The 13,873-nt window shown below is 70.8% G+C and carries 10 protein-coding genes; 6 read left to right on the plus strand and 4 right to left on the minus strand.

All coding sequences use genetic code 11. The features are described from left to right. Positions 1-19: 19 nt before the first annotated feature. The gene (locus ABUW04_RS12090) at positions 20-664 is read left to right on the plus strand and encodes a TetR/AcrR family transcriptional regulator (RefSeq protein WP_380564521.1); all 645 of its coding nucleotides are present in this window, start codon (positions 20-22) and stop codon (positions 662-664) included. On the opposite strand, the gene ABUW04_RS12095 is transcribed toward ABUW04_RS12090, so the two are convergent. Then, entirely contained in the window at positions 665-1,390 is a 726-nt protein-coding gene (locus ABUW04_RS12095; RefSeq protein WP_380564522.1) for an LmeA family phospholipid-binding protein, read from the minus strand. Positions 1,391-1,587: 197 nt separating this feature from the next. On the opposite strand from ABUW04_RS12095, the gene ABUW04_RS12100 reads away from it, so the two are divergent. The 5 genes from ABUW04_RS12100 to ABUW04_RS12120 all read left to right on the plus strand — a co-directional run bounded on the left by ABUW04_RS12100 (position 1,588) and on the right by ABUW04_RS12120 (position 7,831). Then, positions 1,588-3,201, plus strand: a complete 1,614-nt coding sequence (locus ABUW04_RS12100) for a protein kinase domain-containing protein (RefSeq protein WP_380564523.1) — start codon at positions 1,588-1,590, stop codon at positions 3,199-3,201. A gap of 108 nt (positions 3,202-3,309) precedes the next feature. After that, positions 3,310-4,455, plus strand: coding sequence for a VOC family protein (locus tag ABUW04_RS12105; RefSeq protein ID WP_380564524.1), 1,146 nt, complete (start codon positions 3,310-3,312; stop codon positions 4,453-4,455). Between the two features lie 49 nt (positions 4,456-4,504). Continuing rightward, positions 4,505-5,443 carry a fumarylacetoacetate hydrolase family protein gene (locus tag ABUW04_RS12110; RefSeq protein WP_380564525.1) on the plus strand — a complete coding sequence of 313 codons (939 nt, stop codon included), beginning with the start codon at positions 4,505-4,507 and terminating at the stop codon, positions 5,441-5,443. Between the two features lie 29 nt (positions 5,444-5,472). Beyond that, positions 5,473-7,482 (plus strand): acetoacetate--CoA ligase, encoded by a 2,010-nt coding sequence (locus tag ABUW04_RS12115; RefSeq protein ID WP_380564526.1) that lies wholly within the window; start codon positions 5,473-5,475, stop codon positions 7,480-7,482. An 82-nt stretch (positions 7,483-7,564) separates the two neighbouring features. Continuing rightward, positions 7,565-7,831, plus strand: coding sequence for a DoxX family protein (locus ABUW04_RS12120; protein WP_380564556.1), 267 nt, complete (start codon positions 7,565-7,567; stop codon positions 7,829-7,831). 74 nt (positions 7,832-7,905) lie between these two features. Here the strand turns inward: ABUW04_RS12120 and ABUW04_RS12125 are convergent, their stop codons facing one another. The 3 genes from ABUW04_RS12125 to ABUW04_RS12135 form a co-directional block, all read right to left on the minus strand. Then, positions 7,906-8,928 (minus strand): alpha/beta fold hydrolase, encoded by a 1,023-nt coding sequence (locus tag ABUW04_RS12125; RefSeq protein ID WP_380564527.1) that lies wholly within the window; start codon positions 8,926-8,928, stop codon positions 7,906-7,908. Between the two features lie 50 nt (positions 8,929-8,978). Next, positions 8,979-10,574 carry a bifunctional 3-(3-hydroxy-phenyl)propionate/3-hydroxycinnamic acid hydroxylase MhpA gene (gene mhpA, locus ABUW04_RS12130; protein WP_380564528.1) on the minus strand — a complete coding sequence of 532 codons (1,596 nt, stop codon included), beginning with the start codon at positions 10,572-10,574 and terminating at the stop codon, positions 8,979-8,981. Between the two features lie 695 nt (positions 10,575-11,269). Next, the gene (locus ABUW04_RS12135) at positions 11,270-13,177 is read right to left on the minus strand and encodes a magnesium transporter MgtE N-terminal domain-containing protein (protein WP_380564529.1); all 1,908 of its coding nucleotides are present in this window, start codon (positions 13,175-13,177) and stop codon (positions 11,270-11,272) included. Positions 13,178-13,873 lie beyond the last annotated feature (696 nt).

The following is a 13,873-nucleotide window of genomic DNA, read 5'->3' on the forward strand; positions in this document are numbered from 1 at the left end:
AGCCGAAGAAGGAGATGCCGTGACCACCCCCGCGCCCAGCGCCCCGCTCAGGCGGCACGCCCGCTCCAATCGCGCGCGCATCCTGGCGGTGGCACGGCGGGAACTGGGCTCGAGCCCGGATACGACGCTGGACGAGATCGCGATCGCGGCCGGTGTGGCCCGGCGGACGCTGTACGGGCACTTCCCCGGCCGTGAGGCCCTGCTGGAGGCACTCGCCGAGGAGGCCGAGCAGGCGCTGCGCGACGCCCTCGAGGACGGGCCGGCCCTGGACGGGCGCCCGGAGTACGCACTCGCACAACTGGTGCTGCGGCTCTGGGGAGTGGGCGACCGCTACCGGATGCTGATCTCCGTCGCCCGGCGTGATCTGGGCGTGGAGCGGGTCGAGAAGCTGCTGGAGCCGGCCCGGCATGCGGTGACCGCGGTGCTGGCGCGCGGACAGGAAGAGGGCACGTTCCACCGGCTGCTGCCGGTCGACGCCCTCAACGCCGGCCTGGAGGCCCTCAGTATGGCCCTGCTGGAACGCCTGGATCCGGAGGAGTTCCAGGACCTCCCGGGAGCCGTGGCCATGCAGAGCCTCGTCGCCGCGGGCGTACCTGCGCTTGCGGCCCAGGAGGTCGTGGGGGAGGTCCGCCGAGAGGCCCCCGGCGCACCCCCCGGCGCATGATCAGACCCGGGCGTCCGAGGTGCCGGCGCCGCTGTCGGGGGTGAAGGTGACATCACGTCCCGTCAGGTCCACGTTCACCCCGGAGGCGTCGGTCGTGAGGCCTTGGAGCTTCAGCCCCTGAGGGAGGTTGCGGACGGTGAGCGGCTGCTCCAGGGCCCTGGTGACCATGGACGCGACGCCGGGGGGCAGGTCGCCCACGACACGGGGGTCCCGGAAGGCGATGCCGGTCGGGCCTGCGACGGCGAGTTCGGCGGAGACGGTGACCTGCCCCAGCAGGGGCGCGTCCGCGGTGGCGTCCACGCGTCCCGGGTCGCGGTCGGGCGCGATCCGCAGCCCCAGGGCGTCGGAGAGGTCGCGGTAGGACAGGGACGCGGTTCCCCGCACCGAGTCGATGTGGGCGGCCTGTGCGTTGCCGTACGCGCGCAGCCCGTTCAGGTGCAGGCTCAGGCCGGTGATCGGGACGGGGCGGGAGCCGGAGGCCGGTATCTCGCCCGAGCTGAGGTCGACGTGGGCCAGCTGCCCCGAGAGGACCTGGGTGAGGACGGGTATGCCGCCCACGTGGACCGAGGTCGGACCGGCTGCCCCGGTGGCCTGCTGGAACGCCTCGGCCGTCCGGTGCTCCACCCAGGCGTCGGTGAGCCGGTCCGCGAAGCCCGCGGCCGCCACGGCGCAGAGCAGGCCGAGGGCGGCGAACCGCCGGGCGCGGGGCTTCGGTATCAGACGCATCATCATCGTTCCTTGCTGCAGGGGGAGTTGGGGTGCCCCAGGCTGGCCGGCCCCCGGGGTTGCACGACGCCCGCGGTCGACCCGGGGCCCGGCCCACAGTAGATACTTGCACGTTCATGTGCAAGTATTGGCGGATCATCCGCCCCTGGAGAGGTAGGGCACCGCACATGGAGAGGATCACTCCCCACCAACGGGGCATGGCCGTGATCCCCGAGGACCGCGCCACGACGACGTCCGGGAGCAGCCGGGCCGGACCGATCGGCGGCCGCTACGCCCTGCGCGAGGTGATAGGCCGCGGCGGGATGGGCGAGGTGTGGCTCGGAGAGGACCTCCTGCTCGGCCGACCGGTCGCGGTCAAGGTGCTGCACGCGGAACTGTCCTTCGACGAGACGGCCCTGGCCCGGTTCCGCCGGGAGGCGCGTTCCGCGGCCTCCCTCAACCACCCCCGCATCGCCACCGTGTACGACGCCGGCGAACTGCCCTGGACCCCCCCGAGGCCCTACCTGGTCATGGAGTACGTCGACGGGCAGACCCTGGCCGAACGCCTGCACCAGGGTCCGCTGCCGGTCCACGATGCGGTCGGGTTCACCATCGGCGTCCTGGACGGACTGGCGTTCGCGCACGCGCGCGACCTGGTGCACCGCGACATCAAGCCCGCCAATGTGATGATCACCGACGGCGGTGGGGTCAAGGTGATGGACTTCGGCATCGCCCTGGCCCTGGGCGGGCCGGACACCACCAGGACCACCACGGGCACCGTGATGGGAACCGCCGCCTACATGTCCCCGGAGCAGGCCTGCGGACGGACCACGGACTCCCGCTCGGACCTGTACTCCACCGGCTGCCTGCTCTACGAACTCCTCACCGGCCGCCCGCCCTTCCGCGCGGACAGTGCTCTCGCCCTCATCTACCAGCACGTCCATGAGACCCCCGAAGCGCCGAGCCGGCTGCGGCCCGCCGTGCCGCCCGAACTGGACGCCGTCGTCCTCGGCGCACTGGCCAAGGACCCGGGCCGGCGCTGCGCCGGCGCCGAGGACATGAGCGCCGCCCTGCGGGGCCTGCGCCTGCCGACAGCCCTGCACCTGCCGCAGGCCCCGCGCCTGTCGACGGACGGGGCGGAGACCGTACGGCTGGGACGCTCCGGTGCGACCGCGCCGGCCGCCCGGCCGCCCGACACCCTGCTGGAGGAGCCCCGCCCCGGAACCGGCCACCGCGCCCGGGTCCTCGTCGCGACGGGCGCACTCCTGGCCGTCGCCGCGGCCGCGGTCCTCACCGGGGCCACGCAGGCCGGGCCGGGGCAGCCGTCTGCGCAGCAGGGGCGCGGGACACCCGGCGCGACCGCCCCCGCCTCCGCCCCCACGACCGGGAACGGCTCGGCCGGCAACCGGTCGACGACGTCGAGCACCGGGCGGGTGCGGATCCCGGGCGATCTGGTGGGCCGCAGGGTGGGGCCGGCGGAAGCGGAACTCGCCGGACTCGGCCTGCGCTTCGCCCTGGCGCCCGGCTCTCCCGCTGGAACGGACACGATCGTGACCGGCACGCTGCCGCCGGTCGGCACCGAAGCGACCGTCGGCGACACCGTCGTCCTGCTTGTCGCCGAGACCGCCACGGCCTCGACGGCACCCTCGTCGACCGGCAGGAGCCCGGCGTCCGCTTCGCCCTCGGCGGCGTCCCCATCGTCCTCGGCGGCATCACCTTCGCCTACGGCGGACCCGCCCTCACCGTCGGCGACCTCCTCGACGCCCACCGGGGCCCCGCCGCGCAGCCCTGCCCCGCCGCTCCCGCCCCTGGCCGTTCCGCCACCCGGATAGACAAGTATCAGTTCTGATAGATGCATCATTTGTTGCCGCGCACACCTTGACGATAAAAAGGTCATGCCTGATGATTTCATCATTGCAGCAATGTTGCTGGGAGGCACCATGTCTGACACCCGCTCCAACGGGGCCGTCGCCACGACGGCCCACCAGGACCTCCACAGCGAGCAGGGCGCCCTGCGCGGGGAGCATCCGGGCCGGTCCAGGAATCCCGTGGTCAAGGTGGCGGACCTGGCCTGGCTGGAGTTCGAGAAGCCCGACCTGGACCGGGCCGAGGTCTTCGCCTGGGACTTCGGCTTCCAGATCGCCGCGCGCACCGAGAACGAGCTGTGGCTGCGCGGCACCTTCGCAGGCTCGCCCTGCACGGTGATCCGCCGCGGGCGCACCTCCCGCTTCATCGGCCCGGCGTTCCGCGCGGCCGAGCGGGCCGACCTGGACCGGCTGGCCCGGGCCACCGGCACCGAGGTGCGCGGCGCGGGCGTGCCCGGCGGCGGCAGTGCGGTCGGCCTGCTCGACCCCTCCGGCCTCCCGGTACGGGTCGTGCACTGCGCCGAACAATTGCCCGAACTGCCGGGACAGCAGCCGCTGCTGCTCAACTCCGGCACGGAACAGCGTCGTACCGAAGCCGCTCAGCGCCCGCCGCGCGAGCCGTCCCGCATCCAGCGGCTGGGCCACGTGGTGCTGGAGACCCGGGTGTTCGCCCAGGCCCTGGACTGGTATCTGGACACCCTCGGGATGATCGTGTCCGACTTCCTGTTCCTGGACGGGCAGCGCGAACGCGGTCCGTCCATGGCGTTCCTCCGCTGCGACCAGGGCGCCCTGGCCGTGGACCACCACACCCTGGCGATGCACCTGGGGCCGGGCAACGGCTATGTGCACTCCGCCTACCAGGTGACCGACCTCGACGCGATCGCGGCCGGCGGCGAGTACCTGAACGAACGCGGATACAAGCGCAGTTGGGGAATCGGCCGGCACATCCAGGGCAGCCAGCTGTTCGACTACTGGCGCGACCCCGACCGGCTGATGCTGGAGCACTTCGCCGACGGCGACCTGTTCTCCTGCGACCTCGAGCCCGGCTGGGCCCCGATGTCGACGAGCGGGCTGGCCCAGTGGGGCCCTCCCGCCACCAGGGACTTCGTCGGCGCGAACCCCTCGCCGCAGCGGATCCGCGATGTCATCGGAGCCCTGCGCGGCGACAACGAGGTGGACCCGGCACGCCTGCTGGCACTGCTCCGCGCCGCCAACTCCTGACCCCCGCGAACTCCTGCCCCCACCCACCCCTTTGACGAAGGCCACGACCATGAGCACCAACATCCTGCGCAGCGCCGAGGGCTGGTGGGTCGTCCTCGGCGACCGTGCCGTCCCGGTCGACACCGCGGCCGTCACCACCGCCGAACTGATCGCCGACCGGGCCGCGGTACGAGCGGCGGCACGCTCCGGCGGGGCGGGCACGTCCCTCACCGACCTGGTGCCGCTCGCCCCGGTGACCACCCCCTGCCGGGTGGTCGCCCAGATGGTCAACTACCGCAGCCACGCCCGCGACTCCGGCTTCACCGGGGACATCCCGCCCGCCTTCTTCCGCAAGGCGTCCGGCTCGCTCAGCGGCCCGCGCCAGGACATCGTCCGGCCGGCGCATGTGCGGCTCCTGGACTACGAGGTCGAACTGGGCCTGGTCATGGGTGCTGCGCTGCCGGTGGGCAGCGTGGTCGAGGAGGCGGACCTGCCGTCGTACATCGCCGGACTCGTGATCACCGACGACGTCAGCGCCCGTGACGTACAGCTGACCCGGACGCAGTTCTACGAGAGCAAGTCCTACTCGACCTTCACACCGACCGGGCCCTACCTGGCGCTCCTCGAACCGGAGGACTTCGCCCGTCTCCCGGACCTGCGGCTGCGGCTGTCGGTCAACGGTGACCTGCGCCAGGACCGCCCGCTCACCGACATGATCGTCCGCCCGGCCCAGGCCCTCACCCTGCTCGCCCGGTTCCAGGCCCTGGACCCCGGAGACCTGCTGCTGACCGGCACCCCCGGTGGCACCGCGCTGAAGGCCCCGCCCAAACCCGTCGAGAAGATCGGCGCACTGCTGCCGCCCGCGGTGAAGTGGAAGGTCTTCTTCAGGAGTCAGGCCAGGAATCCGCGCTACCTGCAGACCGGCGACGTGATCACGGCGACGATCGGCACCGCGGACGGCCGGATCGACCTCGGCGAACAGCGCACGCCCGTCACCCACGCGAAGTAGCGCACCCACAGCAGGAGGAGAGCCGCACCATGACCGCGCCGCACCCCGACCCCCGCACCACACCTGACCCCCGCACCACGCCGGACCCCTTCACCACGCCCGATCCGCAGACCGTCGCCGACAGCCGGATCATGGACTTCGCCCGCCGGGTCGGCGTGGACGGCACCGACTACGCCGCCCTGCACCACTGGTCGGTCACCGATCTGGCGGGCTTCTGGGGGGCGGTGTGGGAGTACTTCGCCATCGACGCGGACACCCCGTATCAGTGGGTGCTGGGCCAGGAGACCATGCCCGGCACCCGCTGGTTCCCCGGTGCCACCCTCAACTACGCCCACCACGCCCTGCGCAACCTGCCCTCCGGCGATCCGGCGATCATCGCCCTGGACGAGACCGGCTCCGGCTACGAGGTGACCGGGGAGCGGCTGCGAGCCCAGGTCGCCTCCGTCGCGGCGACCCTGCGCGACCTGGGCGTGGGGAAGGGGGACCGGGTGGTCGGCTACCTGCCCAACACCCCGCACGCGATCATCGGGTTCCTGGCAGCCGCGAGCCTGGGCGCCGTGTGGTCGGTATGCGGACAGGACTACGCCGCCAAGGCAGCTGCCGACCGGTTCGCCCAGCTCGAACCCACGGTGCTGATCGCCGCCGACGGCTACCTCTTCAACAGCACCGTCCACGACCGCCGGGACGCAGCCGTCGAACTCGCCGGCGCGCTGCCGACGTTGAAGGCGACGCTGCTGGTGGACCACGTGGGCCTGCCGTGGCCGCCGGGGGCGTACCCGTCCCTGGCCGTCCCCTGGGAGGACGCAGCCGGCCGCACCGAGGAACTCGCCTGCACGCCGGTGCCGTTCGACCACCCGCTGTGGGTGGTGTTCTCCTCCGGCACCACCGGCCTGCCCAAGGGCATCGTCCACGGCCACGGCGGTGTGCTGCTGGAGCACCTGAAGACCCTCGGCCTGCACTCCGACCTGGGCCCCGGCGACCGGCTGCTGTGGTACACCACCACCCACTGGATGATGTGGAACCTGGTCGCCTCGACACTGCTGACCGGCGCCACGACATGCACCTACGACGGCAGCCCGGCGCCGTTCGCCCACCTGGACATCCTGTGGGAGCTGGCCGCACGCCACCGGGTGACCGTCTTCGGCACCAGCCCCCAGTACCTGCTGGGCATGGCCAAGTTCGGGATCGACCCGTCCGGACACGACCTGTCCTCCGTCCGCGTGGTCGGCTGCACCGGCTCCGCGCTGCCGGCCTCCGCCTACCCGTGGGTCCGCGACCACGTGGGCGAGCACGTGCTGCTGGCCTCCACCAGCGGCGGCACCGACGTGGTGTCCGGCTTCGCCGGCAGCGCGCCCAACACCCCGGTCTGGGCGGGGGAGTTGTCGGCGCCCAACCTGGGTGTGGCGCTGGCCGCGTTCGACGACGCGGGCAACCCGGTCACCGACCGGGTCGGCGAGCTGGTGGTCACCCGCCCCATGCCGTCGATGCCGCTGTACTTCTGGAACGACCCCGACGGCAGCCGCTACCACGATGCCTTCTTCACCACCTACCCCGGCGTCTGGCGGCACGGCGACTGGATCACGGTCACCGGACACGGCTCGGTTATCGTCCACGGCCGCTCCGACAGCACGTTGAACCGCAACGGCGTCCGCCTCGGCAGCGTCGACATCCACGATGTCGTCGAACGCCTCCCCGAGATCGCCGAGGCCCTGGTCATCGGCGCGGAGGAGCCCGGCGGCGGCTACTGGATGCCGCTGTTCGTGGTCCCAGCGGCCGGCGTGACCCTGGACGACGCCCTCAGCGAGCGGATCCGCGACGCCGTCCGGACCGGCGCCTCGCCGCGCCACGTCCCGGACGAGATCATCCAGGTGCCGGGCATCCCGCACACCCGCACCGGCAAGAAGCTGGAGGTGCCGGTCAAACGCCTGCTCCAGGGCGCCCCGGTGGAGCAGGTCGTCGACCCGGCCGCGGTGGACGACCCCGAACTCATCGACCACTACGCCCGCCTGGGCGCCGCCCGCCGGGAGCGCTCCGCATGACCACCGCACAGGTCGTCCTGGCGACCGTGCTCTGCCTGGCCTTCATCCCCTGGGCCTGGCGAAGATCGCCGCTGTGGCGTTCATGCGCCGGGCCGCGGCGCACCTCGGCATGTCACCGGGCCGGTACCGGGCCATCGGCGCCCTGGAACTGGCCGGAGCCGTCGGGCTGCTGCTCGGACCGGTCTGGGGCCCGATCGCTCTGGCCGCCGCGACCGGGCTGGCCCTGCTGACGGCCGCGGCTGCCGCGGCCCACCTGCGCCACGGCGACCCGCCCGCACGAGCCCTGCCCGCCGTTGTGCTGGCCCTGGCAGCGGTGGCCTACATCGCGTTGGCGGCGGCCGCCGCCTGACCCGTCGTCGCCCCCGGGCCAGACGAACCGCCCGGCGTCGGCGGAACCCCCCGGCGTCGGTCGAACGCCGGGCGTCAGACGAACTCCGGGCGTCGGAGGAACTCCCGAATGACGGCGACCGTTTCCTCGGGAACCTCGAAAGGCCAGAAGTGGCCGGAATCAAAGAGGTGCACGCCGCTTCCCCGCGGGAGCTTCGCGACAACAAGGGGGTCGGTGTAGAACTCGCGGGGCTGGACCGGGTCGTCCGCTCCCTGCAGGAGCAGCACGGGGCACCTCCACCGGGGGATGAGCCGGGTGCGCCGCTCGATCCACTCCTGGCGGAACGACGAGGAGTTGAAGTACCGGGGAACCGCCGTACTGATCCCGTCGTAACTGAACTCCTGCACGGTCCGGACCAGGTCCGACGCCTTCACTTCGCGTTCGGTCAGCAGGGTGTAGGCGGTGACGACCAGTCGTCGGGCGTCGGCCAGCACGGAGGGGGCGTCGGGCGAGGTGAACATCTCCTGCTGGGGATGGAGGTCGGGGTGGAGGTGCCACAGGTGCTGCTGGCCCCGGCCGTAGCGGATGACGCGGTTGCCCGCGCGGGCCGCCAGGTGGTCGCCGACCGGGGTTCCGCGGTCGTGCGTGACCAGGCTGAACCGCTCGATCCGGAGCCGGTCCAGCAGGGCTTCGAGCTGGATGGCGACTCCCTCCTGACGGTAGTCGCCGGTGCCCTTCTCGGACTGGCCGTAGCCCTTCAGGTCCACGGCCAGGCAGCGGTAGTCCAAGCCGAGGGCTTCGAGGGCGTAGTGCCACTGCCACCATGAATCGGGCACGCCGTGCAGGAAGACGACAGCAGGGGCATCGGCAGCACCGGCCTCCACGTAGTGCCAGCGCACGGTTTCGCCGTCACCGGGGGCCTCGACGAAGCGGTGGGTGACGGTGACCTTGCCCAGTCGCTCCTCGTCGCCGTCCGCGTCCGGTGCGCGTGGCGGTGTCGGGGGAAGTTCGGCCAGGAGCCGGTCCACCCCGGAAAGTCTGCCGACGGCCTGCTCCAGTCCGCCGCGGATCCGCGGCGGAGGCGTGGTGTACTCGTGCTCAGTTACGTCGTACGACACGGTGGATCATCCCTCCAGAGACTTCCGGTCCGGGCGCTCCGAACCGCTCTTCACCGCGCGGCGCTCCCGGACAGGGGAGCGGACGCGGTCTCCTCGACCGGCCCGCGGGCGGTGCACAGAACCGGCGCCCAGGCGGCGGCGCCGGTGAAGCCCCGGCCGCCGGCCGGGACGACGTCCATCACGACGCGGTCGGGGCGCACCAGGACGGCGTCGGCGCGGCCGCGCCGCAGCCAGGCGGCCAGGGTGCCGTCGTCGTTGAGTGCGGCCACCGGCACCGCCCGGACGCCGAGCCCCTGGACCAGCGCGTTCAGCGAGGGCGAGGGGTCGGCGGCGGTCAGCACGGCGAAGGAGTCGCCGAGCACCTCGTCCAGACGGGCCCGCCGCCCGTCGGCGTCGACCCACGGCTGCGGGCAGTGGGTACCCACCAGTCGGCTGCCCCGGCGGGTGCGGCGCCCCACCAGGGGCCCGGCGGTCAGGGCCGGGCTGAGGTCCCGGCCGGCCGCCTCGGTCAGACCGGGTATCCGGCAGGCCACGGCCAGCAGCCTGCGGCGCAGCGCGGCGGCGCCGTCCTGGCCGCCGGTCATGGCCCAGCCCATGAGCACCGCCAGCCGGATCACATGCCGTGCGTGCGGCTTGCGCTCGCTCTCGTAGGTGTCCAGCAACCGCTCGTCGCCGCCCTGCCGCAGGACCCGGGCGAGCTTCCAGGCGAGGTTGTAGGCGTCGCGCAGCCCCGAGCACAGCCCCTGTCCGATGAACGGCGGCATGAGATGGGCGGCGTCGCCGAGCAGGAACACCCGTCCGCTGCGCCACCGGTCGGCGGTACGCGCCCGGAAGGTGTACTCCCGCTCGCGAACGACCTCGAAGTCCCCGTCGTAGGAGGGCGGCAGCCACGGAGCGACCAGCTCGCGGACCGGCTGCTGCCCGTCCCGCAGCCGGAACTCCCAGCGGTAGCGGTCCTCGCCGACGCGCATGAAGGTCGCCGGCCGGTCCGGATCGCAGACCTGGTCCACACCCTCCCAGCAGCGGACGTCGGCAGTGGTCCGCACGTCGATGACGGTCCAGCGCTCTTCGAAGCGCAGGTCCTCCCACGCGGCGCCGATGGCCTGGCGGGTGAGGCTGTTCGCGCCGTCGCAGCCGAGGACCGCCTCGGCCCACAGCTGGTGCTCCCCGTCGTCGTCGCGGTAGGTCACGCGTACCGGGCCCCCGGTGTCCGGCCCGATGCCGGTGACCTCCGCCCCGCTCCGCAGTTCGCACTCCGGATGCCGGGCCAGGGTGTCGCGCAACAACCGCTCCAGGGCGGGCTGTTCGAACATGCTGGTCTGCGGATAGCCGTGCGGGCCGTGCTTACTGCGGCGGAACTCGGCCATCACCCGGTGCCGGGCGTCGAGCAGCCGCAGCCCGTTGCCGGTGCGTGCCATCGCGGCGAAGGCCTCGCCGACCCCCGCGGCCTGGAGGATCCTGCGTACCTCGTCGTCCACGACGAGGGCGCGCGGGAGCGGGTAGACGTCCCGGTGGCGTTCCAGCACGATGCTGCGCACTCCGCGCCGGGCGAGGAGGAGGGCTGCGGTCACACCCACCGGTCCTGCGCCGACGATGACCACGGGCACGCTCGCGACGGCGGGTGCGGTCGTACATGTTTCACACATGGTTCTCCTCCCGGCAACGCTGCTGTAATGATGAAACTATCAGTTCTGCTGGATCAATCGTCAATAGAGCAGTCAATGAAATCTGATGCTTTCATCAAAACTGCCGCACGGTCCCCGTCTCCTTGTCGGGTGAACGGTGCGCTGCTCCCGTGGAGAACCCACCGGCTCCCTCGGGCTGCCGGAGCGAGGAAGCGGATGCGGCGCGGGGATCCTGGTGCGCCGAGGGTGTGTACGTCCCGCGGATGTCGTCAGGACATCGTGGTCCTACGGCTGGTGTGGGTGGTGGCCGGGTCTGCGGCGTGGAAGTCCTGTGCCCTCTGTGTCGAGCCGTAGGGTTTCCCGGCAGCGGTGCCCCGCAGGAGTAGGCAGCCGATCCGGCGGGCGTAGGGGCCCCGGGTGGTTGACTGCAAACGGCCTCGGTCGAGAGAACCATGCACACGAGCGGGTGGTGGTCGACTGAGCGTTCGAGTCCGGGTCTCAAAGGTCAGGGCGCCCGGTCACAGTGGACTCCGAGGACATCGGTGTCGTGGAGACCTGGGATGAAGTCGACCAGCTGCTGGCCCGGGCCAAGGTTGGCGACGACGCCGACCTGATCTTCTGGGGGCGGCCCGGATCACTGGGGCTGACCGTGGGCGGCGGTTGGGGACCGGCGCTACGAAGGTCGCTGGTATCCCCGGGCCGCGCCCCGGCTTGGTTCAGTTTGGATCGGAACGGAGCTGAGCTCGTACAGCGGAGGCCTGGTCCGATGCCATCCGATGCATCGCGGCGGAGGCCTGGTCCGATGCCATCCGACGGATCACGACAACGGCGTCGCCTGGCTGCATGTGACTGAGCACAGTGCCGGTCCAGACCAGGTCCATCCATCTCAATATCTCCACGACCTGACCTGGGGCCATGTGGCTGAGCATGGCGGCGGCCCGTTCAGGGTCCATCGGACGGAGTGGGGATTGATCCTCGTCGGTCGGACGGAGAACTCTGGCGGCGTGCTTCGGATCCATTCGGTCCAGTGCAGCAGCTGCAAGCCGTGGATGCAGCCAGGTGAGCGCCCTGGCGGCCCGGACCGGCTCCATTCCGCTGAGTGCAGCCCCGACCGGTGCAGGGGACAGCTTGATCGTGCGTTTGTACTCAAAAAAGCTGCTTCTGTACCACGAAGCCGCTATGTCAAGGGAGTCATGTCGACGGCTGTCAGGCTGGCGTGGGCCCGGAATCAGACCGACGCTGCGTTCGTCAAAGAACCTGTTCCAGGGTTGCTCACGTTCGATGAGGAGGAGTATGGCCGCGATCCGGCCTGAGTCCATCCAACCCAGAAGGGAGACCAGGAGCTTCGTCTCCATCTCGGCGAAGGCGACTGAAGCCCTGTGCGAATCCATCATGTCGCATGCGGCGGCGGCATCCGCTGGGGCCATCGCCTCAAGCGCGGGGCTGATCCGCTCAGGTTCCAGTCCGTCGAGTACCCGGCCAACCTCGGGAGGGGGCATCCTCTGGAGTACATGACCGAGTTTGTCTGCCTCCATTCGACGAAGCGCGACCTTGGCTCGCTGCGGACCCAGCCCAAGAATGATCTCCGTCGCCCGGTCGGCGGTCATGCTACTGAGGGCTGCAGCGGCGGGACCTGACGCCATCTGCTTGATTGCAGTGGTAGCCGGGCTCGCGTCCATCAGGTCAACGATGCCGGCAGCGGTTTGCGAGTCCATCACTTCGAGTGCCGCAGCAGCGTCCCCAAGGTCCATCGCCGTCAGCGTGATGGCGGCGCGTTCGCGATCCATCCGACGAAGGGTAATGGCTGCTTGGTTGGCGTCCATCTGCTCGATTGACCGAGCGGTCTCTTTGGGATCGGTTGAATCGATCATCCTGGGCGCTGGGTACGCTACTCCGCTCGCCACGCTGGTGCCCCGGTCGGCCTCCGCCTCCCAGATATTGACGGTCTGCGCCTCTGGGAGATCTTCCGCGCTGCCGTTCATTTCGAGTTGGCGTTCGAGTTCTTCGCAGCGCTCCTCGGCCGCGAGGCGGCGTTGATGAGCCGTAGCCAGCTCCGCTGCAAGGCGCTCGACCTCCTGCACCAGAGCCTCGCGAACCCGTTGCGCCTCGGCGAAGCCCTCTTGGTAGAGAGCGAGCTCAGCGGTGTGAGCGCCGCGTTCTTCCTCCAGACGGGCTTCAAGTTCGCGTTCACGCACGGCCGCCTGTGCGCCCCGAAGTCGCGCCTCCTGCAGATTCTCTTCGATTTCACGCTCGCGGATGACTGCGCGCGTAGCCGCGCGGTCGGCATCTTCGAGCTGGTCCTGCAGGAGCTGAACGGCGTGGACGTGCGAACCGCCTGTCGCCAAGGCTTCAGTGTGCAGCGCCTTCATGTGGGCGACCACCTCCTGTGTAGGAGCTGTACCGCCCTGCAGCTCAGTGAAGGCAACCAGGAGTTCACGTACGAAGGACCACGGTGGGATCCGTCCGCCGCTGAGATAGCGCGAGACCTGACTCTTGTGCAGATGGACGCGAGCGCCATAGCGGCCCTGGCTGACTCCCAGGGCGGTGAAGTATGTACGCATCGCCTGGACAAGATCGCGTTGCGGCTGCGGCAACGCTTCGTCGAGCGGCTGAAGCTCCCCCATCGAACACCCCGCTTTTCTGACTGCTCATCAACAGGGTCGCGTTGCCTTAGAGGTGGCAACCCGTCTCCTCTGCCGCAACACCTTGGGCCCATTTCACCCTGGTCAGACACCGACACGCAGCCGATTCCCAGAAAGGCCTCTCCATGCGCCGCTATCTGCCTGACCCAACGACCCGGTGCGGAGCACTGTTCTACGGAGTGAGCGGAGCATTGCTCGGAGGAGGGACTCTCGACCTGCTTCACCACATCCAGTTGATCTGGCATTGATCCGTCCCCCTTGCGAACGGCCGAGCGGGCCCGCCGCCAACCGAGATGCCGGGTTGGCGGCAGGCCCGTTTCCGTTCCGCTGCGCGGCGCTGTTAAGCAGTCGCAACGGGTCGATGTCAACGAAAGGGTCGTCGTCCGCGTCTCGCAGCGGGCGGGCGTACACCCGTTCGAAGGCGCACATCTGGTGCAACACCTTCCCCGGCCACAACGACAGTCGATACGGGGCCGTGGTCAACACTGGTGTGTCTAAGGCCACCTGCGACTTGACGGGCAACCCCGTCGCCGTATCCGTGTTTGTCGACGGGTCCTGGCAGGACAAGAACGGGGTCGGTTGGAACTCGGGAACGACCACCATTGATGTGTAGCGCGAGCGCGTCCGCTCACCCTCGGCAGCGCTTTTCCACGAGGCTGCCGAGGGCGAGTTGCTGTT

The sequence above is a fragment of the Streptacidiphilus jeojiensis genome (assembly GCF_042510965.1).
GTDB lineage: Bacteria > Actinomycetota > Actinomycetes > Streptomycetales > Streptomycetaceae > Streptacidiphilus > Streptacidiphilus jeojiensis.